Source organism: Micromonospora chersina (assembly GCF_900091475.1).
Lineage (GTDB): Bacteria > Actinomycetota > Actinomycetes > Mycobacteriales > Micromonosporaceae > Micromonospora > Micromonospora chersina.
This window is the reverse complement of the sequence record NZ_FMIB01000002.1, coordinates 2,349,342-2,370,658: the sequence shown is the minus strand read 5'-3', so window position 1 is coordinate 2,370,658 and position 21,317 is coordinate 2,349,342. Positions and strand designations below refer to the sequence as shown.

The 21,317-nt window shown below is 69.8% G+C and carries 19 protein-coding genes, 1 pseudogene and 1 riboswitch; of the genes and pseudogenes, 12 read left to right on the top strand and 8 right to left on the bottom strand.

Features of this window, described 5'->3' with window-relative positions; all coding sequences use genetic code 11:
- Window positions 1-96: 96 nt before the first annotated feature.
- Window positions 97-789 (top strand): response regulator, encoded by a 693-nt coding sequence (locus tag GA0070603_RS10720; protein WP_091311090.1) that lies wholly within the window; start codon window positions 97-99, stop codon window positions 787-789.
- A 140-nt stretch (window positions 790-929) separates the two neighbouring features.
- A complete protein-coding gene (locus GA0070603_RS10715) occupies window positions 930-1,901 on the top strand; it encodes a HAMP domain-containing sensor histidine kinase (protein WP_244282485.1) in 972 nt (323 codons plus the stop codon).
- Window positions 1,902-1,938: 37 nt separating this feature from the next.
- On the opposite strand, the gene GA0070603_RS10710 is transcribed toward GA0070603_RS10715, so the two are convergent.
- Window positions 1,939-2,127: an SHOCT domain-containing protein gene (locus GA0070603_RS10710; RefSeq protein ID WP_208862857.1), complete on the bottom strand. Its 189-nt coding sequence runs from the start codon at window positions 2,125-2,127 to the stop codon at window positions 1,939-1,941.
- 105 nt (window positions 2,128-2,232) lie between these two features.
- Entirely contained in the window at window positions 2,233-2,451 is a 219-nt protein-coding gene (locus GA0070603_RS10705; RefSeq protein ID WP_091311080.1) for a DUF2933 domain-containing protein, read from the bottom strand.
- A 303-nt stretch (window positions 2,452-2,754) separates the two neighbouring features.
- Between GA0070603_RS10705 and GA0070603_RS10700 the strand changes: the two genes are divergently transcribed.
- Window positions 2,755-4,818 carry a heavy metal translocating P-type ATPase gene (locus GA0070603_RS10700; protein ID WP_091321787.1) on the top strand — a complete coding sequence of 688 codons (2,064 nt, stop codon included), beginning with the start codon at window positions 2,755-2,757 and terminating at the stop codon, window positions 4,816-4,818.
- Window positions 4,819-4,921: 103 nt separating this feature from the next.
- Here the strand turns inward: GA0070603_RS10700 and GA0070603_RS10695 are convergent, their stop codons facing one another.
- From GA0070603_RS10695 to GA0070603_RS10685, 3 genes are all read right to left on the bottom strand, one after another.
- The gene (locus tag GA0070603_RS10695; RefSeq protein WP_091311076.1) at window positions 4,922-6,457 is read right to left on the bottom strand and encodes an ABC transporter permease; all 1,536 of its coding nucleotides are present in this window, start codon (window positions 6,455-6,457) and stop codon (window positions 4,922-4,924) included.
- A complete protein-coding gene (locus tag GA0070603_RS10690) occupies window positions 6,454-7,128 on the bottom strand; it encodes an ATP-binding cassette domain-containing protein (RefSeq protein WP_244282484.1) in 675 nt (224 codons plus the stop codon). Before GA0070603_RS10690 ends, GA0070603_RS10695 begins: the two co-directional genes overlap by 4 nt.
- 81 nt (window positions 7,129-7,209) lie before the next feature.
- Window positions 7,210-8,088 carry a F510_1955 family glycosylhydrolase gene (locus GA0070603_RS10685; protein WP_091311069.1) on the bottom strand — a complete coding sequence of 293 codons (879 nt, stop codon included), beginning with the start codon at window positions 8,086-8,088 and terminating at the stop codon, window positions 7,210-7,212.
- 136 nt (window positions 8,089-8,224) lie between these two features.
- Here GA0070603_RS10685 and GA0070603_RS10680 point away from each other — a divergent pair, with 136 nt between their 5' ends.
- From GA0070603_RS10680 to GA0070603_RS10670, 3 genes are all read left to right on the top strand, one after another.
- Window positions 8,225-8,677 carry a DUF2752 domain-containing protein gene (locus tag GA0070603_RS10680; RefSeq protein WP_091311065.1) on the top strand — a complete coding sequence of 151 codons (453 nt, stop codon included), beginning with the start codon at window positions 8,225-8,227 and terminating at the stop codon, window positions 8,675-8,677.
- Between the two features lie 74 nt (window positions 8,678-8,751).
- Window positions 8,752-9,165, top strand: coding sequence for a DUF6153 family protein (locus GA0070603_RS10675; protein ID WP_091311062.1), 414 nt, complete (start codon window positions 8,752-8,754; stop codon window positions 9,163-9,165).
- A 76-nt stretch (window positions 9,166-9,241) separates the two neighbouring features.
- Window positions 9,242-9,931 (top strand): DUF305 domain-containing protein, encoded by a 690-nt coding sequence (locus tag GA0070603_RS10670; RefSeq protein ID WP_091311057.1) that lies wholly within the window; start codon window positions 9,242-9,244, stop codon window positions 9,929-9,931.
- Window positions 9,932-10,068: 137 nt separating this feature from the next.
- Here the strand turns inward: GA0070603_RS10670 and GA0070603_RS10665 are convergent, their stop codons facing one another.
- The gene (locus GA0070603_RS10665; RefSeq protein ID WP_091311055.1) at window positions 10,069-10,824 is read right to left on the bottom strand and encodes a hypothetical protein; all 756 of its coding nucleotides are present in this window, start codon (window positions 10,822-10,824) and stop codon (window positions 10,069-10,071) included.
- A 266-nt stretch (window positions 10,825-11,090) separates the two neighbouring features.
- Here GA0070603_RS10665 and GA0070603_RS10660 point away from each other — a divergent pair, with 266 nt between their 5' ends.
- The 3 genes from GA0070603_RS10660 (at window position 11,091) to GA0070603_RS10650 (ending at window position 14,264) form a co-directional block, all read left to right on the top strand.
- On the top strand, window positions 11,091-11,453 hold the full coding sequence (locus GA0070603_RS10660; protein ID WP_091321785.1) for a BlaI/MecI/CopY family transcriptional regulator: 363 nt from the start codon (window positions 11,091-11,093) through the stop codon (window positions 11,451-11,453).
- On the top strand, window positions 11,450-12,373 hold the full coding sequence (locus tag GA0070603_RS10655) for a M56 family metallopeptidase (RefSeq protein WP_091311052.1): 924 nt from the start codon (window positions 11,450-11,452) through the stop codon (window positions 12,371-12,373). The genes GA0070603_RS10660 and GA0070603_RS10655 overlap by 4 nt, the downstream gene beginning before the upstream one ends.
- 469 nt (window positions 12,374-12,842) lie before the next feature.
- Window positions 12,843-14,264 carry an MFS transporter gene (locus GA0070603_RS10650; protein WP_091311049.1) on the top strand — a complete coding sequence of 474 codons (1,422 nt, stop codon included), beginning with the start codon at window positions 12,843-12,845 and terminating at the stop codon, window positions 14,262-14,264.
- A 274-nt stretch (window positions 14,265-14,538) separates the two neighbouring features.
- On the opposite strand, the gene GA0070603_RS10645 is transcribed toward GA0070603_RS10650, so the two are convergent.
- Window positions 14,539-16,050: a copper resistance CopC/CopD family protein gene (locus GA0070603_RS10645; RefSeq protein WP_244282483.1), complete on the bottom strand. Its 1,512-nt coding sequence runs from the start codon at window positions 16,048-16,050 to the stop codon at window positions 14,539-14,541.
- A gap of 316 nt (window positions 16,051-16,366) precedes the next feature.
- A complete protein-coding gene (locus tag GA0070603_RS10640) occupies window positions 16,367-16,984 on the bottom strand; it encodes a DUF2218 domain-containing protein (protein WP_139131853.1) in 618 nt (205 codons plus the stop codon).
- 188 nt (window positions 16,985-17,172) lie between these two features.
- Here GA0070603_RS10640 and GA0070603_RS10635 point away from each other — a divergent pair, with 188 nt between their 5' ends.
- The 3 genes and pseudogenes from GA0070603_RS10635 (at window position 17,173) to GA0070603_RS10625 (ending at window position 21,198) form a co-directional block, all read left to right on the top strand.
- Window positions 17,173-17,754, top strand: a complete 582-nt coding sequence (locus GA0070603_RS10635) for a TetR/AcrR family transcriptional regulator (RefSeq protein ID WP_091311040.1) — start codon at window positions 17,173-17,175, stop codon at window positions 17,752-17,754.
- 340 nt (window positions 17,755-18,094) lie between these two features.
- On the top strand, window positions 18,095-19,264 hold the full coding sequence (locus GA0070603_RS10630) for an LVIVD repeat-containing protein (protein WP_091311037.1): 1,170 nt from the start codon (window positions 18,095-18,097) through the stop codon (window positions 19,262-19,264).
- A 768-nt stretch (window positions 19,265-20,032) separates the two neighbouring features.
- Window positions 20,033-20,173: riboswitch (cyclic di-AMP (ydaO/yuaA leader) on the top strand.
- 213 nt (window positions 20,174-20,386) lie between these two features.
- Window positions 20,387-21,198: pseudogene (locus GA0070603_RS10625) on the top strand (C39 family peptidase).
- The last annotated feature ends 119 nt before the right edge of the window (window positions 21,199-21,317 follow it).

Below are 21,317 nucleotides of genomic sequence, written 5' to 3'. Positions count from 1 at the left end.
GTCACCACCTCCAGCCGCCTTCTTCAGCGAATCTTCATGACCGCTGCCCGTGCCACCCGGCGTAACCACCCCGACGCCCGGGGCAGGATGGATCCCATGGGCGTACGTGTACTGGTGGTCGACGACGAGCGCAGCCTCGCCAAGGTCGTCGCCAGCTATCTGGAACGCGACGGGCACGAGGTCAGCTGCGTCTTCGACGGACGGGCGGCGGTCGACGCCGTCCGGCGCGACCGGCCCGACGTCGTGGTGCTGGACCTCGCCCTGCCCGGTTTGGATGGCATCGAGGTCTGCCGGCAGATCCGGACGTTCACCGACTGCTACGTCGTCATGCTCACCGCCCGCAGCGAGGAGGTCGACAAGCTTGTCGGCCTCGGCGTCGGCGCGGACGACTACCTGACCAAGCCCTTCAGTCCGCGGGAGCTTGTAGCCCGGATCCGCGCCATGCTGCGCCGCCCTCGCGCCGCGCCGGCGCCGTCCCCGGAACAGCACGAACGCACCATCGGTGCCCTGCGTATCGACCCCGCTGGCCGTGAGGCGTGGGTCGACGGCCGCCCCGTGGAGCTGACCCGCACCGAATTCGACCTGCTGGCCGCGTTGTCCGCCCAGCCGGACGTCGCGCTTCGCCGCCGCCAGCTCATCGAGGCGGTGTGGGGCGCCGACTGGGTCGGTGACGAGCACCTCGTCGACGTGCACATCGGCCATCTGCGCCGCAAGCTCGGCGACGACCCCGCCGCCCCCCGATTCATCCGCACCGTGCGCGGCATCGGCTACCGGATGGGGCGGGGATGAGGCGCCAGCTAGGCCTGCCGGGGCGACTGCTCGCCGCCCAAATCGTCGTCGTGCTCGTCGGCGCCGCGACTCTCGGGTTGGTAGCCGCCGCAGTCGGCCCGGCGATATTCCACAGCCATCTGCGGCGGGTCGTTGGTCCGGTGGACCCGGGCACCGCCCATCACGTCGAGGAGGCGTACGCCTCGGCCAGCGCGCTCGCCCTGGCCGTCGCGATCGCCGCGTCGCTGCTGGCCGCCCTCGCCGTCAGCGCCTACCTGGCCCGCCGCCTCGCGCAACCGGTCACCCAGTTGTCCGCTGCCGCCGCGGACGTCAGCCGGGGCGACTACGCGGCACGGGTGAACCCTCCGGGCCTCGGATCCGAGTTCGACACCGTCGCCGCCGCCTTCAACACCATGGCCGCCCGACTCGCCGACGCGGAGACGACCCGCCGGCGGCTCCTGGCCGACCTCGGCCATGAGCTGCGAACTCCGCTGGCCACCATCGAGGCATACGTGGACGCCGCCGAGGACGGGATCACGGTCGAGGGCGAGGACACCTGGGCAGTGCTGCGGGCGCAGACGAACCGGCTGCGGCGCCTGGCCGAGGACGTCGTCGCGGTGTCCCGCGCCGAGGAGCACCAACTCGACCTCCACCGCCGGCCGGTGCCGGCCAGCGAACTCGTCAGCGCCGCTGTCGCCGCCGCCCGACCCCGGTACGCCACCAGAGGCGTCACGCTGCACGAGCAGGTCGCACCGGATGCCGGACTGATCGACGCCGACGCGGAACGGATGGGCCAGGTACTGGGCAACCTCCTCGACAACGCCTTACGCCACACCCCGCCCGCCGGCCGCGTGAGTGTGCGCGCGACCCGGGACAACGACGGTGTGCACGTCAGCATCGCGGACACGGGCGGCGGTATCGACGCACGGCACCTGCCACACATCTTCGAGCGCTTCTATCGGGCCGACACCGCCAGGGACCGCGACCACGGTGGATCGGGGATCGGCCTGGCCGTCGCCCGCGCGATCGTCATCCAGCACGGCGGCCGGATCACCGCCGCCAGCGAAGGCCCCGGCAAGGGCGCGACGTTCACCGTCACACTGCCCGCCAAGGGACCGCTCGCTGTCAGCTGACGACAGGACGGTCCTGGCCAGGTGGGGGAGCGCTGGGCTAGCGCAACCCGTCCAACCTGCGGTGGTACTCCTCTGCATCCAACTCGCCGCGGGCGTATCGCTCGGCCAGAACGCGCCTGGCCGAATCGTTGCGGTCAGCGGGCCGCCGGGTGTTGGCCACCGCGAGCCACACCGCCGCGACGATGATCACCGCCAGGATGAGCCCGCCGATCATCATGAAGCCCATGGGCCAGACCCAACCGTTGCCATGCATGGGTTCCGTATCCTTCCTTGGACCGCGCCGGCGACGTTCAATGCAGGGCTCGCCGGCATACCCGCCACGGCTACCGGATCACCTCGCCGCCGAGGTCGGCCCGCCCGAGGGTGGCTGCTCGTCGTGACCGGAGTGACTGCCGTGACCACCGTGGCCGCCGTGCATGAACAGCATCATCAGCGGGCAGGCGAGGGCGAGTAGCCCGAATCCCACCGACCGTGCCGGAACGCCGAGAGCCAGCGCGCCCACGATGAGGATCGCCAGCGCGATCGCATAGAGCGGGAGATGCCGTCTCATCACCGGTCTCCTTTCTCGTCACCCCCGACATTCCTCCCGGTCGTCGCTCTGGCACCAGCGCCCTTCGACCCTGCTCCCTGGGCCGAACGTCCTACCCCTGCGGGGTAGCCGTAGCAGGTGCCTTTATGAAGGGGCGAATCCACGCTTGCCCGATACCCCCTAGGGGTATATGTTGATGGCGGAGGTAGACCGATGACACAGCACCACACCGGCCACGCCGTTGCGACCGCGCACGACCACTCGCAGGGTCACGGCCCACAGACCGCGCAGCCACACGAGAAACACCCCGCGGCACCCCACGCCATAGAACACGGCCAACACCACGACCATCACGGGGGTCACGCCGGCCACGGCGGCGGGCACGACAAGCACGCCGGCCACGACCCCGAGCAGTTCCGGCGCAAGTTCTGGCTGAGCCTGGCGCTGACCGTGCCGATCGTCGCCACCAGCCACATGGTCATGGACTGGTTCGGCTACACCCTCGACTTCCCCGGCATGACCTGGGTCGGCCCCATCCTCGGATCCCTGGTGTTCGCCTACGGCGGCTGGCCGTTCCTCGTCGGCGGTCTCCGCGAGATCCGCGATCGGGCGCCCGGCATGATGCTGCTCATCTCCATGGCGATCACCGTCGCCTACGCAGCCTCGCTGGCCACCAGCCTCGGCACGTTCAGCCTCGACTTCTGGTGGGAACTGGCCGCCCTGGTCACCATCATGCTGCTGGGCCACTGGCAGGAGATGAAGGCGATCGGGCAGGCCCAGGGGGCCCTGGCGGCACTCGCCGCGCTGCTGCCCGACGACGCCGAACGCCTCGACGAATCCGGCGCCGCGCACCCGGTGCCGGTGGCCGACCTGCGAGTCGGCGACATCGTGCTGGTCCGCTCCGGCGGCCGGGTCCCCGCCGACGGCCGGATCGTCGACGGCGCCGCCGAACTGGACGAGTCGATGATCACCGGGGAGTCCCGACCGGTGCCGCGCGCCGTCGGGGACCGGGTGGTCGCCGGCACCGTGGCCACCGACTCCGCCCTACGAGTACGCGTCGACGCCATCGGCGAGGACACCGCACTGGCCGGCATCGGCCGCCTCGTCGCCCAAGCGCAGGCATCCGCAGGCCGCGCCCAGGTCCTCGCCGACCGCTTCGCCGCCTGGCTGTTCTACCTGGCCACCGCCGCAGCACTGATCACCTTCGGCACCTGGTGGGCACTCGGCGACGTCAACGAAGCCGTGGTCCGCACCGTGACCGTCCTGGTGATCGCGTGCCCGCACGCCCTCGGGCTGGCCATCCCGCTGGTGATCGCACTCTCGACCGCGGTGTCGGCCAAGGCGGGCCTCCTGGTCAAGGACCGCATGGCGCTCGAGCGCATGCGGGGCGTGGACGCGGTGCTGTTCGACAAGACCGGCACCCTGACCAAGGGCGCCCACACGGTCACCGCCACCGCCGCCACCGCCGGCCGCACCGATGACGAGGTGCTGCGCATCGCCGGCGCCGTCGAGGCAGACAGCGAGCACCCACTCGCCCGGGCACTGGTCAAGGCAGCCCGCGACCATGACCTGACCGCGAAGGCCCGTGACTTCCGCTCGCTGACCGGCCGTGGCGTCCAGGCCGTCGTCGACGGCACGGCGTACGCGGTCGGCGGCCCCGCCCTGCTGCGGGAACTCGACGCCACCGTGCCCGCCGACCTCGAGGCCGCCAGCGGCCGGTGGTCGGCCCGAGGTGCCGCCGTCCTGCACCTCCTGCGACTCCCGGCCGACGGCCGACCCGAGCCGATCGGCGCGTTCGCGCTCGAGGACGAGGTCCGGCCGGAAGCCCGGCAGGCCATCGCCGAGCTGCGCGAACAGGGCGTCAAGAAGATCGTGATGATCACCGGCGACGCCCGGCCCGTCGCCGAGGCGGTCGCCGCCGACCTCGGCTTCCGGCCAGGCGTGGACGAGGTCTTCGCCGAGGTACTGCCCGCGGACAAGGACCAGGCGGTGGCCGAGTTGCAGGCGCGGGGCCTGACGGTCGCGATGGTCGGCGACGGAGTGAACGACGCGCCCGCGCTGGCCCGCGCCGACGTCGGCATCGCGATCGGGGCCGGCACCGATGTGGCGATCGAGTCCGCCGGCGTGGTCCTGGCCTCCTCCGACCCACGCGGAGTCACCGGCGTGATCCGGCTGTCCCGAGCGTCGTACCGGAAGATGGTGCAGAACCTGGCATGGGCGGCCGGCTACAACGTGGTGGCGATCCCGGCCGCCGCCGGCGCCCTGGCCTGGGCGGGCATCGCCCTCAGCCCGGCGGTCGGCGCCGTCCTGATGTCCGCCTCCACCATCGTGGTGGCACTCAACGCCCAACTGCTCCGGCGGGTACGCCTCACTCCCGGACGCAACTGAGCAGGTGAAACCTTGGCCCGGCCGGCACGCAGCCGGCCGGGCCAAGGCCGCCGATACCGGCTCCCGGCGGACGAACTGGCGATGTCCATCCGGGCGCAGACGCCTACGGGCCGGCCCCCTCGGGCTCCGGCGACATCGCCCGAGCGCCGCCCGGCGGCGCCACCGACCAGCGGTAGACCACCGTGACGGCCAGGAACAGCGCCACCAGCCACCCCAGAGCCACGAGCAGAGCGCCGAGTTCGTCGAACCCCCGCGTCAACGCGCCGTCGATCAACACTCGGACGCCGCCGTAACCGGGCAGCGCCTTCGCCCACGTCGGCGGCTGCGCGCGCAGCATCGGGCTCTGACTGATGCCGAGGTCGAGAAATGGCAGCAGAAACGCCACGAAGACGCCACCGACCCGTCCGAAGACCGGGGCGATCAGGGCACCGACCAGGGCGTACGTGAGAGCCACAAGAACGTTCCCACCCGCATACACCGGCCAGCGGACCGCGTCGAAGATCGACGCCGTAGTGGCCAGCGACACCACCGTGGCCAGCAACGCCGCGGCGGCGAGCACCCCGAGCCGACCGGCCAGCAACGCCGCCGGACGCAACCCGGCCAGCGCCGCCCGGCGATCGCCGGCACGGCTGTCCAGCACGGTGAACAGGCCGGCCAACGCCGCCAGCGAGGCAACCGCGATCGGCGCCATCGTCGCCCCGTGCACCTCCGGCATCGGATACATCTGCGCCAGCCGCCGGCCATGCTCGCGCACCGTCACGGAGATCGGCTGGTCCGGGGTGATCGCGTCGGCCAACAGGATGAAGATCACCGGGATCGCGACGTAGAGAGCCCACAGCGCCGGATTGCGGTACCCGTCCCGCCGCCCCGCCCGGGCGGCGCCCGCCAACTGAGCCCACCACCCGCCCGGCCGATGCTGTCGGCGGACCTTCCCACCGCGCCGCGTGCGCCACACCGCAAGGACCCACGCGACGGCCATAGCCGTCACCGTCCACACCAGGCCCCACCCGAAGTCGCCGAGCCGTCCGCCATGCCCCGACGGGAGATTCACCATCCACGAGGTGACGAAGTGCAGCGGCAGGATCCGCGTGCCGACCCGCTCCTGAGCGCCCATCGCCGGGCCGAGGAAGACGTCCAGGATCCAGATCAACAGCACCACCACCGTGCCGTTGACCGGGTTGCCCACCAGCGTTCCTACCGCCGCCCCGATCCCGATATAGACAACGGCCGCCATGAGCGTCCCGACGACCACGTGCCCCGGTCGGTCGACGCCGGTCCGCAGCCCGAGTGTGAGCAGCGCGATCGCGCTGACCAGCACCGCCAGCGTCAACCCGGTGAGGAGCCGGGCCGCGACCATACGCGCCGGCCGCAGCCCGGCGAGCACCACCCGCTGGTCGGTGTCGCGGGTCGCGGCACTCTGGAAGTACATGCCGATCCCGGCGAGAAACGCCGCCGACCATGCGGCTGTGGCATCCTCAACCGCCGCGCCACCACGGCCACCGAGAATCCGGGCGGCGTCGGCCAACGTCCCCGCCACCACCGCCACGAACACCACGGGTACGACGACGAGCAGCAACAGGTTGACCCGGTTGCGGGCGTAGTCGGCGAGGAAACGCCGCACGAACGCCGGGACGCTCACCGTGGCGCCGCTCGGCCGTCGGTGATGGCCACGATCCGGTCGAACCGCTCCTCGTCCACCACGAAGTGGCTGATGACCAGCGCCGCACGGCCGGCACGCCGTCGCTCCCCAACCAGCTCCCAGAACTTCTGATACGTGTCCCAGTCAAAGCTCGCGTACGGCTCGTCGAGCAGCATCAACTCGGGATCCGGCAGCAGGGCCAGCGCCAGGTTCAGCTTGGCGAGCGTCCCGCCGGAGAGGCGCTCGGCCCGGGTGCGGGCGTACCGGCCGAAGCCCAGTTCGTCGTACAGCGACTGCCGCGACTGCTCGGCCTCGTCTTCGGCCATGCCGTAGGCGTGGCCGAAGAGGTCGAAGTGCTCATCGCAGGTCAGCCGCGGATACACCTGCGGGCTCTGGGGGCAGTAGCCGATCCGCCCGCGGTGTGTGACCGTCCCCGCGTCCCCGCGCAGCGCGCCCACGAGGATCTTCATCAGAGTGCTCTTGCCCGACCCGTTCTCGCCGATCACCCCGACTACCTGGCCTGGAAGCAGGTCCAGGTCGACCCCGCGCAGCACCGGCTGACGCCGCCGGACCAGTCCTCGACGGTAGGACTTGCGTAGGCCCCGGGCGGTCAGCACCATGGCCGTCTCGGGTGGCTGCCGGCCAGGCGCGGCATGCTCGCGACCAGTCACAGGTCACCTCCGTAAGCACGGGGGTGGTGTGAGTGTTCGTCCGGCACTCAGCTTATGGGCGGTGGGGGAGGGGTGCCGCCGTTACGACAGGGAGGTCTCCAACGTCTGCCAGTTGGTGCCTGAGTCGCTGCTGCTCCGCACGTCACCCGATCGTGTCGCGACGAAGAGGCGATCCCCGTGCACGGTGAACGCAACAGGGGCCTCGGGCGCGGTTCCGCCGGTGGGCGACCAAGTGCCTCCACCGTCGGACGACAGGAGGATCCGGCCGTCCACCCCGAGGGCATAGAGGCGCTCGGCGTCCTGCCAATGCAGGAGAATCGCCGGCGGACCGCCGGACGGTTGCCAGGTGCGGCCGCCGTCGGTCGAGCGCTGCACGCCGCGTTCGGTGGTCGCCAGGACGGTGTCCGCCCGCTTCGGGTCAATGGCGAGGTCGTACGCGTCGATTCGGGAGCGGCTGTCCCAGGTGGTCCGGTCGCTGCTGGCCATCAGCGTCCCCGAGGTGGAGTCCACGCCGTACGTGATCGCGCCGCTGGTGCGAAGAACGTGGAAGTCGGCCCGCCCGGCCAATGAAAGAGGCTGCCAGCTCTCGCCGGCGTCCCGGCTCTCGATGAGGCCGAGGTGAGCGGGCCCGGGCTGTCCCGGCGCGGGATGGCCGGAGGCGAGGAAGTGGTCCGGGCCGACGACAGCGAAACCCATGGTGTCCTGGCGCGCTTCGCCGACCAGTGAGGCCTGCTTGTCGGACATACGCACGACGCCGTGGTGGGTTGCGACGTAGAGCTGTCCGTCGGCCGGGTTGACCGCCAACCCGTGGACGTGGGTCACCGCTGTCGTCGTGGCGGCATGGTGGTCGCTTGCCGCACGATCGCGCCAACGGCTACCGAGCAGGACGGCCGCGGTCAGAACCAGAGCGGCGACCAGCCCGATCGCCCAGATCTTCCTGGTGGCAGACCTGCCCGGCATCCTGATCTCCTTGTGCGTGGTCCCCTCGGCAGCCGCCCATGGTATGCCATCTACTATGCGGGATTAGTAGACGCGTGTCGGGAAAGGTGTCGCCTGCCCGTCTCGGCACGCGTGCTGTTGGCCACGAGGGGGTGGGATGCGACAGGTGGAAGCGGATCCGCATCGCACGGCACAGCGTGCGGGGACCCTGGTGGTGGCGGGCGCCATTGGCGCGGCGGCGGCTTTCGTTCTTCGCTTCAACCCGACCGACCGAGTCGCCGATCCCACTGGCCCATGCCTGTGGCATGCGCTCACCGGGATCAACGGACCGACTTGCGGCGGAACGCGCATGTTCTACTACCTACTGCACGGCGATCTCGTCGACGCGGCGCGCCACCATCTGGCCGCCCTCGTAGCCGTTCCCTTCCTCCTCTACGCGGGCGTCCGCTGGGCTGGCATCGCCTGGCTCGGGCGGGAGCTCCCCGCGCTACGGTTGTCGCCGCGCCTCTACTTGGCCTACGGCCTCGCCTTCGTGCTCTACAGCACGGTCCTTCGCAATCTGCCATGGCCGCCGTTCACGTGGGTCGACATCCCGAACCTGACCCCCTGATCCGGCGCGCATGAACCTGACCACTCTCGACCGCATTCGCGGCCAACTAGTCTAGGTATGGGATGAAAGGTCCGATGCTCAAGGAGCCGAGGCTGCGGAGGCAGACGCTTTCGCGGCTGATGCTGCTCGTCGCCCTGACGTTCGGCGTGTTCGGCATGCACACCTTCGGCCACCCATCCGACCTCCCAGCCCCCGGCGCCGGCCATATGACGCCCGCCGCCCAGAAGATCGAACATCTGCCGGCTGCAGCGCACGGCCACGGCCATCATGGCTCGCACGGCCACAGCGACGGCCTTCACGCGTTCACCGTGTGCCTGGCTGTGCTGGGCGGCGTCCTGGTCCTCAGCTCCCTGTCGCTGCTGCGGCAGCGCCGATGGGATCGCTACGTGCCGACCGGTTCACGATCATGGGCGACGGGGAGGCGTCGAGCCCCGCCCCGCCGTTCCATCGGGCTACATCTGACCGCTGTGTCGGTCATGCGGACATAGGAAGCGCCCGAATCCGGCTGCCCGGATCCCACGATCCTGTTCACCGCAAACTCATCCGACAAGGACTACGTACCTGATGAAGCGAACCATCCTGCGCCGCAGCGCCCTCGCGGGCGCCGCCCTGTCCGCTCTGCTCGTCACCGCCGCCTGCGGCGGCAATGACGACACCGCTGGCATGGAGCACGGCAACAGCAACCCGTCGACGAGCACCTCGTCCTCGGCCAACGCCACCTTCAACGACGCGGACGTGATGTTCGCCCAGATGATGATCCCGCACCACCAGCAGGCGGTCGAGATGGCCGACCTGGCCCCGACCCGGGCGAGCGACCCCGAGCTGAAGGACCTCGCCGCCAAGATCAAGGCGGCCCAGGACCCGGAAATCACCACCATGAAGGGCTGGCTGACGGCGTGGGGGAAGCCCACGGAGCTCCCCGGCAACCACAGCATGCCCGGCATGAGCTCTGCCCCCGGGCACAACATGCCCGGGATGTCGGCCTCACCCGGTCATGACATGCCGGGCATGAACTCGGACATGCCCGGCATGATGTCCGAGCAGGAGATGACGAGCCTCGCCGCCGCCAAGGGCACCGACTTCGACAAGAAGTTCGCCGAGATGATGATCGCCCATCACAACGGCGCGATCGAGATGGCCAAGACCGAGCAGGCCAACGGCAGCAACCCCGAGGCCAAGGCGCTCGCCGCCAAGATCGCCTCGGATCAGGCCGCGGAGGTGCAGACCCTGCAGAAGATCCTCGACCGCCTGTAAGCGGCGTCTCCGGCCGGGCTCAACGTCTGCGTCGAGCCCGGCCGGCCATCAGCGCAGCGGCCCCTCGCCAGTATGGCGAGGGGCCGCTGCGTGTCACGGCACCTCTGCGACGGACCCCTCCACCGCAGTCGCGACGATCACGCCCAGATCACGTGGGTGACGACCATGGTGCCGTCGGCGAAGTGCCGGACGTAGGTGGAGTGCCGATCGGCGCGCGAGCCGCTGACCAGCGCACCCCAGGACTCGGGGGAGTTGCCGACCGACGCGGCGGCCGGGGAGGAGCCGACCGTGCTGGTCGAGTCGACGTGGGAGTAGATGCTCACCAGCTGGTCGTAGTCGTGCTGGTTGGGGTGCTGGTTGGTGCTCGGGTCGTTCGTGTAGTCCATGCAGGTGCCGAGGTTGGCGTTGTTGAAGTTCTCGTCCTGGTGGTCAAGCCCGAAGGTGTGGCCGACCTCCTGGCAGGTGACGAGGTTGCGCCACGCCGGCGTGTTGTACTGGGCGGTGTTGAAGTAGGTGTCGTTCAGCTTCACGGTGCCCTGGGTGATGTGGGTGCCACCGGTGATCGAGATCGAGGCGATGCCGAGCCAGCCGTTGTTGCCGTAGGTGGAGTTGCAGACCTCGACCCGCCCGCTAACGCCCCTGCAGTTCTTCGGATTGGTCGACCCGGCCACGACGGTGGTGTCGAGGACGGTGGACTTGCTCCAGTCGGCGGAGGCACCGGACAGGGCGGAGTCCCACTGAGAGCTGACGTTGTCACCCAGCTTCAGGCTGAACGGGTTGGCGGTGCGGGCCCAGTGGTAACCGCCCCAGCTGTGGTTGGCCTGGGCGGGCGACGGGAAGGCCAGCAGGGCGAGGGCGGCGGCGCCGGCGGCGGCCAGCAGTTTCTTGTGCATTCCAGCTCCTCTGGGAGTGCCGTTGGGGGTGGGTACGGCATTGACCCGCATCAGTTCATACGCCTGCTCCGGCCGCGGATGAACCTTGCAGAACGCAAGTTTTTCGCCCTCCGTCAATATGGACCACCGTCGAGGTTGCTCAGGCGTGGCGGTGCGCTCCTGAGGTATCGGGCCAGTGTGTCCGCCAGCGGCCGCCGATGCCTCGGCACGTCCTGCTGGCCTGGCGCATCGCCGCGCGTACCCTTGCGGGCACGAAGGGAGCGCACGTGGCAGAGCTGGGCAGACTCGAAGCGGCAGTCATGGACGTCCTGTGGCAGGCCGACCAACCCCTGCTGGTCAGAGACGTCCTCGACGGGCTTGCCACCGACCGTGCGCTGGCCTACACGACCGTTCTCACCGTGCTGGACAACCTGCACCGCAAAGGCTGGGCCGCCCGCGAAAAGGACGGCAAGGCCTACCGCTACCGCCCTGCCGGCACCCGTGAGGAGATCACCGCCCGCACGTTGCGCCAGGTACTTGAGACCAGTACGGACCCCGATCTGGTGCTCCTGCATTTCGCCAGATCAGCCTCGAAGCGGGAACTGCACATCCTCAAGCAGGTCCTCCACGAACGGGAGCCCGGCGAGTGAGCGTCGCGCTGGCACTGGTCGCGGGCGTCGTGATCGCTGCCTGGTGGGGTCCGATAGCGCTGCGGTTCTGCTTCCGACACGTTGCTGACCCCGTCGCGGTACTGCTCGGCTGGCTCGGGTTGCTCACCGCCGTGGTGGTCACCTTCGCCCTAGCCGTCGCCGCGTTGCTCGCCCCCGGCACCGCCCACGATTGGGCGCTGCACGATCTCGCCCGGCTCTGCTGGCACTGGGCGCAGCCCAGCCGCCCGCCCGCCCTGGACGAAGTCCTCGGGGCGTCCGGCGCTCTGATCATCGTCGCGGCACTCACGAAGTTCGTCGCGTCGGTCGCCCGTCGCGCACGAACCGCTTACCGCGCGCGGCGTGCTCACGCCGATCTGCTGACTCTTACCGGTGCGCCGGCCGGGCCTGGCGAGGCAGCGGTGCTGTGGATCCCTCACTCGACCCCGCTGGCCTACAGCCTCGGCGGCGCCGGCGGGATGACCGTGCTCGCCACCTGCACCCGTGACCTGCCAGCGGATCAGCTCGCCGCGGTGATGAGCCACGAGCGGGCCCACCTGCGTGAGCGTCACCACCTGCTGGTGTCCGCCGTGGAAGGGCTCGCGTCGGCAGTTCCCTGGCTGCCGCTGACCCGGGAAGCGCCCGCGGCAGTCCGCTTGCTCGTCGAGCTGCGGGCGGACGCTGCGGCGGTACGTGAGTGCGGCCAGGCAGCCGTGCGAGGTGCGCTTCTAAGCTTCGCCGGCGCGCCGCACCCGCCGTCCGCCCTGTCGATGGCCGGGGGAGAGGTGGGCATTCGGCTGCAGCGACTTCAGGCGCGGACCCCGCACGGCCGCGATCTTGCGATCCGCACCGCGCTCGCGGTGGCTGCCCTCATGGCACCCGTGGGCATCGGCATGCTCGCTGCCGTCATCACCTGTCTCTAGGTTCCGGGATCGCCGCGGCGGACTGTTCGGCGTGCGGGCATCAACCGGAGCGCCCACCGGCTTCCTGGTTGTAGGCCAGGTGCGCCTGCAACTGGTCGTCGGTGGGCTCTACCAGCCCGACACCTGGTAGGTGCTCCGGGCGCCGGTGCTGGTGTCTGCGGCCGCAGGGGCGCTGTCGATCGTGACGGTGCCGCAGCCGCAGCTCGATTCATTGCCGCACAAGTGGATCTCCTCGGTATTTGACACACGATGCCGTCGACGGGTGCGAAGGGTCCGTCCAGGGGAAGAGCCGCGGTGCGCGACCCGCCAGCCCTCAACATACCCCTCCCCGGTATGACTCTCAATACTTCGGAGCGTCGCCTCGCCGGCCGGCTGGATGCAGCCCCCGTCACTTGACGATCAATACGGGTAGGGGGTAGAAACTTGCCACTACCCATACCCCCCAGGGGTAACTGAAGGAGTGATCGCAATGTCATCCGGCTCGAAGCGTTGGTGGGCCCTCGGACTCATCGCCCTGGCCCAGTTCATGGTCATCATGGACACCTCGATCATCGGCGTCGCACTACCACGCATACAGGCTGATCTCGGCTTCTCACCGGAGAACCTGTCCTGGGTGTTCAACGCCTACGTCGTCGCGTTCGGCGGCCTGCTGCTGCTCGGCGGCCGGCTGTCCGACCTGCTCGGCGCCCGGCGCATGTTCGCCGCCGGCTGGTCCGTCCTGCTCATCGGCTCGGCCGTCGCCGGCCTGGCCGACAGCGTCGCCGTCGAACTGGCCGCCCGCGCCGTGCAGGGCGCCGGCGCGGCGCTGATCGCCCCGTCGGCGCTCACCCTGCTGATGATGCTCTTCGGCGGCGAACCCCGGGAGCTCACCCGCGCGCTCGCGCTCTACGGCGCCGCGGCGCCGGCCGGTGGCACCGCCGGCGTCTTCCTCGGCGGTGTCATCACCGAGTACATCAGCTGGCCCTGGGTCTTCTACATCAACATCCCCATCGCCGCGCTCGCACTCCTGGCCACGCCTGCCCTGATGCCCGCCGGCGGCACCCGCCGCGGCTCGCTGGACGCCATCGGCGCCCTCACGGTGACCGTCGGCCTCGGCGCCGCCGTCTACGGAGTCGTCCGCGCCCCCGAGGTCGGCTGGGCCTCCGGACAGACCTGGCTGGTCCTCGCCGGAGCCGCCGCCGCCCTGGCCGCGTTCGTCGCCATCCAGGCGTCCCGCCGCGAGCCGCTGATGCGCCTGTCCATCTTCCGCGCCCCGAACCTCGCCGCCGCCAACATCGCCCAACTGCTGCTCGGCGCGGCCTGGATCCCGATGTGGTTCTTCCTCAACCTCTACCTGCAGCAGGTCCTCGGCTACAGCGCCTTCCCCAGCGGCGCCGCCCTGCTGCCGATGACGATCCTCATCATGATCGGCATGATCGCCCTCGCCCCGCGGGCCATCGCCCGGTTCGGCCCGAAGCCCATGGTGGTCACCGGCCTCGCCATCCTGGCGGTCGGACTCGGCTGGCTCGCCCTGGTCCGCCCCGACGGCACCTTCACCGTCGACGTCCTGCCCGCCTCCCTGGTCGCCGCGCTGGGCATGTCCCTGGCGTTCATCCCGTCGCTCGGCACAGCCATCTCCAGCGCCCGACCCGAGGAGGGCGGACTCGCCTCCGGCATCGTCAACACCAGCTACCAGGTCGGCTCCGCGCTCGGCCTGGCCGCGATGACCGCGGTGGCCTCGTCCGCCGGCGCCGACCGGCTCGGCGACCTGCCCGCCCTGACCGACGGCTACTCCGCCGCCTTCGTCGGCGCCGGGATCATAGCCGCCGCCGGCGCGGTCATCGCCGGGATCACCCTGCGCCGTGGCGGGCGCCAGCCGGCCGAGGACGCCGAACCCGTCAGCGTCGGCTGATCCGACCGCAATCTGTCGACCACCCACAGGACGCCGGTGAATCAGCCCGAGATGGCTGATTCACCGGCGCCGTCCTGTGACAAGCGCCCCCCGGTCAACCAGCCATCGAGTTGGTCGGTCTTCCCGACTCGGCAGCGCGAGCGCCGGTGACGCAGGCGACCCAACGCCCGTTTTGGTCGCCGCGCCGTGAGTCCCCGCATGAATCGCAATCGGCCATCACACGCCCACAACTCCTGCGGGCTCACGCCTCCTGCGGTCTCGCGCCATCGTGCGGTTAGGTCTCGGAATTGACGAGGATCGCGGTGACCAGCAGGACGGCCAACATCAGCAACGCTTCGACCCCGACGGTGCGGCGTAGCTGATGTGTGCCGTCCATGGCGCGGTCGTCGAGCCGGGGCACCACACGCCTGGTGTTGTAGAGCCCCACAAGGGCAACAACCACCACGAGGGCGAGCTTGACGAGAAGCACCCGTCCCCAGCTGGTAGTCACGAGATGGCCCGGCCGCTCCAGGATCAGCAGGGTCAGCGCGACGCCGGCGACACCCGTGAGTGCTACCGCAGCGGTGGCCGGTATGGAGAAGCGCACCGCCATCTCGGCAGCACCCGTCGGTGCGCCGTGGCGGGCACGGCCGAGCAGCAGCACGGCCAGGAGAAGAACCCCGCCGACCCACACGGCGGCGGCGATGGTGTGGGCGATATCGGCCGCCGCAACGACGACCCGGGGCTCCGCGGTGACGGTGTGCCCGTCGAGCAGGAAGGAACCCAACAGCAGCGCCACGGTGACACCCAAAAGCACAGGGCGGACAGCTCGGGCTCGCACCCGCTGAATGCCGTCGCCAGTCGGTCCATCAGCGGTAGTCGTCACCAGGTTCCGAGAGTCGGTTGGTATCGCGGCGACGGTCGGAACGGAGTGACGGCCGACCGCGTGGCGGCCCCGGATCAGCGCCGCTTCGAGTGAACCGGACACGAGCAGGCCTGCTGCGCCAGTGAAGCGTAGGACCAGGCTTGCCGCCACCGGCGTCTGGCTGAGGGCGGCCAACGCCGGGACGCTGGCGGCCGAGGCGAAGGTGCCCTGCTCGCTGAAGAGCGCCAGGAGTGCAGCCAGCTCAAGGGCCGCTCCGGCCGCTACCGTCAGCCCAGCCGCCCGCACCCAGACCTGCACCACTCTGATGTCACTGCGAGTACCGACCAATGTGGTCAATGCGAAGACAAGACCACCGACGCCGAGCAGGATCGCTCCGTAGGACAGCCACCGCCCGGCGCCGCCGATGAGCCGCACAGGCCCCTGATCCGCATCGGCGGTATGACCGACAGCGTGTCCGCCGGAATGGGCGGGCGGCGAAGCCGAGGGCATGCCGGGCCCACCATGACCGGCGTGCTCGTGGGGGCTGGCTGTTGCCTGGGGTTTGGCGGTTGTTGCGGGCGAGGGGGGAGGCGCGGCCACCGTGAAGGTGAGGACACCGGTCAGAGGGTGGGCGTCCGGGGCTGCGACACTCCATCGCAGCTTGAACGTGCCCCTTGTCAGGGGAGCGCTCGGGTGAACCAGCCACGTACGGCCCCCGTCGGGGGTGTGGCCGGTCGCCGCCACAGCGTTGCCCTTGCCATCAGAAAGCTTGAATCCAGCACCTGTGGGCGTGCCGGCGGCGCTGAACGTCAGCCGGATCTCTGCAACGGCATCGACCCGCGCGCCGTCGGCTGGCACGGCCTTGAGCAGCTTGAAATGCGCGGCGGCGGGGGAGGCGAACGCGAGCGCCACGACGAGGGCGGGAAACAGCGCCAGCCACACCCGTAGTGCCCAGCGTGCGGCGCGACGTGCTGACGATTGGTTACCGGCAGAACCCGATGATGCGGCAAGCAAGGTCAGGCCGCCCGGCGGCGCCGCTGGAGAGGCACTGTTGATCCTTCCGCCGAGGAGGCGTGGACCCGACGCCCACACATCGCTCCTACCGAATGCGGGCGCCATCCTAAGGCAACTACTATCCGCTCATAGTAGGGCCGGGTCAGGGTCGATGATCCTGCCAGCTCCGGTCTGGACGAGGGGCAACGACTCGCAACGGCGGCAGACGCCGCGAAGTGGCGCCCCGCCGTGACCGCAGCGCGGCTCAGGTGTGGTCAGGGCGCGTGGCGGCCCTGCGCTGACGGATCTTGAAGCGGGCCACCGCGATCAGCGCGATCTTGACAGCGACGAGCACCACGACGACGTTGGCGGCCAGGCCTGTCCACCGCGACTCGGCCAGGACCGAGCCCGCCAGCCCCACATGCACAGCGGCAACCAGGACCACGGCCAGCGCGAGGGCAGCGCTCTGAAGGTGGGATCGCCGGAAGCCCCGCCGCTGCCCGGACGGAACGCCGACAGCGTCTCGAACGGGGGCCGCGCCGGGAGAGTCGAGACGCTGCCACGCTACGGCCAGTGGGTTTCGGCGGCTGAACCGTTCGAAATCGCGGGCGATGATGTCGCGGATCTGAGTCAGACCGTCTTCGTCGGCAGCGTCGATGCGCACCGTGAGTGAGTTGGCGTCGGCGGTGAGCGTCGCCTCGCCCCACGGGCCGAAGGTGACCCGCCCGGTGGTGTCGCTCCACTCGGCGGCCACCTCCACCTCCCGGCGCATGTGCATGCGGGCGGAGTGGCCGCCGCTGCCCATGGCGGCGGCGTGCTTGCAGAACTGGACGAGATAGCGAGTGGCTCGGTCGGTCTGGATCTGGGCTTGCAGGACTGGCACGGTGTTCCTTCTCGGTCGTGGGTTGCGAGGAGCAAACCCAGCGGTTCGCGGGCCCGTTCCCCGGTGGTCGAGGGTCAGGGTGGAATTCGTGTTGCCCGCAGCTCGCGGAGCGTCCCCAAATTATAGAGACAATCTGTCTACGTCAACAGCAACCTGTTGTCCCTGTGAACGGCATGTAGGATGTGGGTGTGCCCAAGCTGTGGACCGAGACGATCGACGCGCACCGCGCAGCGGTTCGCGACGCCGCCATGGATGCCATGGCCGCACTGGTGGCCAAGCACGGGCTGGTCGCCGTAACGATGTCGCAGATCGCCGAGCAGGCCGGGATCGGGCGCGCCACGCTGTACAAGTACTTCCCCGACGCGCAGGCCGTCCTCACCGCGTGGCACGAACGTCAGATCGCCACACACCTCGACCGGCTCACCGCCGCCGTCGACCCCGCCGCCCCGGCCATCGCGCGTCTGGAAGCTGTCCTGAACACATACGCCCGCCTCCAGCACCACTCCGCGCGCCACCACGGCGGCGAACTCGCCGCGCTGCTGCACCGCAGCGAACACGTCAACCACGGCCAGCAACGACTGCGCGGCTTCGTCCAAGACCTCATTGCCGAGGCAGTGCGAGACGGCGACCTGCGCGACGACGTGGCTACCGACGAATTGGCCAACTACTGCCTGCATGCCCTCACCGCAGCCGGCACCGTCACCCGTCCCGAAGCCGTCCAGCGGCTGGTCGCCGTCACCCTGGCCGGGCTGAGCACCCGTCCCCGGTAACTCGCCTCCGTCATAGTCCGGTTCCAGCGCACCCTAAGGAGCGTCGCGCCGAGTTCCGGGGCTGCGGACAGCGCTCACCGTTCGTTTTCGCCGAGGGTCTAGCGGCAGGTGAAGATATTTGACAGTGTGACATTCACCTGCGTGATCGCATCATGCGGCGACACGTCCGACGTGAGGGGGCGCCGTGCATAGACCTTCCCGAACCCGATCACTCGCCATCGCTGCCACAGCGATCCTGCTCGCCGTGATGGCATCGCCGGCCGAGGCGCACGAGCCATGGGACGACGGATCCGTCCCGCCGCCCCCGCCGAGCAGCCCCGCTGACGGCTACAGCCAGAACATGCACCTACTGTCCACCGACGAGCACACCGGCGGCGTCAACTCCGACCTCGCCTTCGCCGGCAACCTCGTCTTCGCCGGCCACTACGGTGGATTCCGGATCGTCGACATCTCAGAGCCGGGCGCGCCGGTCGAGCTGGCCGACGTGCACTGCAACGGCCCCCAAGGCGACGTTTCCGTCTGGCGAGACCTGGTGTTCCTGTCCGTGGACACCCCGCAGAGCACACCGGGTTGCGAGGGATCCCGCAACGTCACCGCCTCCACCCCCAGCGCCTGGGAAGGGATCCGCGTCTTCGACGTCAGCGACCCGAGAGCACCACGGTTCCTCCAGGCCATCCGCACAGACTGCGGCTCGCACACCCACACCCTCGTGCCCCGCGAGGACGGCGGCACCTATATCTACGTCGCGTCGTACCCGCTGAGCGCCAGCAACATCGGGCCGGACTGCCGGGCCCCGTTCGAGCACATTTCGGTGATCGACGTACCGGGTGGCGACGCCGAGGCCGGCCTTGCCGCGACGGTCGTCGCCGAGCCGACCATCAAGGGGATCGACACCTTCTCCGGCGCGTCCGGCGACTTCTTCGCCTGCCACGACATTCAGGTGCTGACCCCGCGCAAGCTCGCTGCTGCGGCCTGCCTGTCCCAGGGCCAGCTGTGGGACATCAGCAACCCCCTGGCGCCCCGCGTGATCGCCAACATCGACACGCCCGACGTGGACATCTGGCACAGCGCGGCGTTCACCCACGACGGGAAGTACGTGACCTTCGGCGACGAATACTTCGGGCCCGCACAGGAGCCGTTCGGAGCGATCTGGACGTACGCGGTCGACGACCCCAGCACGCCGCTGAGCCACCTACGCATCCCGCGCGCGGAGCCGAGCACCTACCACAACTTCAACTACGTGCCCGTTGCTGGCCGCAACATCCTGGTCTCCTCTGCCTACGGCTCGGGAACCTCCGTGGTCGACCTGACCGACCCGCGTAATCCGAAGGAGATCGCCTACTACGACATGCAGTCCAACCAGTGGTCGACCTACTGGTACAACGGGCTGATCATCGCCAATGACATCTCCCGCGGGGTGGACGTGCTCCGATTCAGCGGCCGCGAGACGGCCGGAGCCAGGAAACTGCCCATGCTGAACCCCCAGACCCAGACGTTCCTGCTTCGCTGACACTGCTTCGAGAAAGCGGGCGGACGCCGTCGGCGCCCGCCCGCTTTCGTGACCTACGCGAACCCGCACGTCCGGTGGCTCTGGCCCACAGGCAGGGAAGACCGTCAAGGCAGCGGGACGCCGACCTCCACCAGCGGCGCTACTGAGGCTACGAACTGGTTGCCACGGCCCTTGTCTGAGCGAACCGGCTCACCTGTCCCCAACGGATCCGGCTCCCGACTGACCGCCCGGCTGCGCTCTCACATCCGTGAGCACGAACAACATGGTGCGGCACGCCGACACTCGCAAGTCGAGGTCCAGCCGTTGTGGTCACCATGCGCGGGCGATCGGTGTTTACGCTGCGCCGGCCGGCCCGCCTGCCGGATGTCGCCGGCGCCATTTCCACCAGCATGATCGCCTATAAGGACCTGAAGCCCGCCCGACTGCGTCGGCGCGGTCCCAGTCGCACCCGCCGACCTGTCCAGCTCAGGTTTTCTGAATTGTGACGTGAAACCGTGTTGCCGCTACCCACCTCGGATGGGAAACGGTCATTCGGGCGATGGCATGGTGATTGACCAAAGAAACTCGGCACCAACGCCGCCTCGATGTCCGATAGTCTCCCGACAGTCCCGTCATAGCCACTCGTCACATCCAGTGATGTCAGTGACGGACTGTTCCGGTCAGAGTAATGGTGACCGAGGTTTAGGCAGGTGGGAGCGCTTGGCGGGCACCCTGGCCGCCGGTAGTGTCAGCGCGTCCGGTGCGGTTTTCGATCGCAAATGGCGACGCCGTACCGACCCGCTCAATCGTGATCTCACGAACCGGGGACCCAGTGCAACACCGGGGTGAATCCGCGGGCTATGTCCGTGGTAGGGCGTACTTCCCGCCCGAATCCGTCAGCTAACCCGGTAGGCGGCCACGGAAGGAGTTCCAACCTCGTGCGAACCACCCCCCGATCCATTCCCCTCCACGGCGCCGCGGTGCCGGCCCTCGCCTGACCGGCGAATCCAGATCCGGTAACCGTCCCGCAGAGCCCGGCACGCTGGGCGCTTTCCGTCCCTGCGGCCACCCCGCCCATGAACGCGCGTGAACCCGTCCGCGCGTCGGGCCGGCGTGTGCCGTTTAGGCCCCGTGGAGGAACACATGAAGCACCGAATGAAGCGTCAGCTGCGGCGCGTCGCGACCGAGCGCCCGTACCAGATCATTGCCGGCACCGCCGCAGCGCTTGTGCTGGCCGGCGGCGTCGGCACGGCCCTCGCCACCGATAACGCGCCGGTCCGTCAGGAGAACACCGCCGCCGTTGGCGAGCTGGCCCCCCGGCTCGGCGACGTCGCCACCCGTAGCGAGGCCCGGGTCGCCGCCCCATCCAGCTCGCCGAGCGCGTCGCCGTCCGCGGCGGCCAAGGCCACGACCGACCCGGACGTGACCAAGAAGCCGAAGCCGAAGCCGCCGTCGACCAAGGTTCTCGACTACACCTACGAGGCGCAGTACGCCTATGGAACTGCGGCCCGGCCGCGGTGCGCAACGCCCTCAGCGCGAGCGGCGTCGAGACCACCCAGGATGCGATGGTCGCCCCGCTCGGCGCGACCGAGAACGGCACCAACTCCGCCGAGGACACCACCCGCGGGCTCAACCAGATGGTCAAGGGCGACCCGTGGCGGACTCACATGATCCCCGGCGCGGCCACCCCGGCTCAGATGGACCAGCTCCAGGCCGACGTGGTCGATGCCATCACCGATGGCCGTGCCGTGGTTGCCAACACCGTCGGCTCGGCGACCGACACCGATGGCGGCTGGCACTCGTTCCCTGGCGGGCACTACATCGCGGTGGTTGGCTACAAGGACGACGGCCGGACCGTCCGGATTGCCGACTCGGCGAATGCGGCTACCGCCTCCTACTGGATGACCACCATCGACCTGGCGAACTGGATGGCCACCCGCGGCTACTCCGCCTGATCGCACCTCTCGTCGGGCACCGGCTCCACCGAGCCGGTGCCCGACGCCATTTCCGGTCCGCCAGCTGGGCATGTCCAGGCGAGAACACCATTGATCCGCGCCGGACCGGCTGCACCCGA

Coding starts and splice junctions, on each gene's coding strand:
- GA0070603_RS10670 (WP_091311057.1), top strand. CDS start 9,242: ATGAAGCGAACCATCCTGCGCCGCAGCGCCCTCGCGGGCGCCGCCCTG.
- GA0070603_RS10665 (WP_091311055.1), bottom strand. CDS start 10,824: ATGCACAAGAAACTGCTGGCCGCCGCCGGCGCCGCCGCCCTCGCCCTG.
- GA0070603_RS10675 (WP_091311062.1), top strand. CDS start 8,752: ATGCTCAAGGAGCCGAGGCTGCGGAGGCAGACGCTTTCGCGGCTGATG.
- GA0070603_RS10710 (WP_208862857.1), bottom strand. CDS start 2,127: ATGGGCTTCATGATGATCGGCGGGCTCATCCTGGCGGTGATCATCGTC.
- GA0070603_RS10630 (WP_091311037.1), top strand. CDS start 18,095: ATGCACCTACTGTCCACCGACGAGCACACCGGCGGCGTCAACTCCGAC.
- GA0070603_RS10650 (WP_091311049.1), top strand. CDS start 12,843: ATGTCATCCGGCTCGAAGCGTTGGTGGGCCCTCGGACTCATCGCCCTG.
- GA0070603_RS10680 (WP_091311065.1), top strand. CDS start 8,225: ATGCGACAGGTGGAAGCGGATCCGCATCGCACGGCACAGCGTGCGGGG.
- GA0070603_RS10705 (WP_091311080.1), bottom strand. CDS start 2,451: ATGAGACGGCATCTCCCGCTCTATGCGATCGCGCTGGCGATCCTCATC.
- GA0070603_RS10720 (WP_091311090.1), top strand. CDS start 97: ATGGGCGTACGTGTACTGGTGGTCGACGACGAGCGCAGCCTCGCCAAG.
- GA0070603_RS10685 (WP_091311069.1), bottom strand. CDS start 8,088: ATGCCGGGCAGGTCTGCCACCAGGAAGATCTGGGCGATCGGGCTGGTC.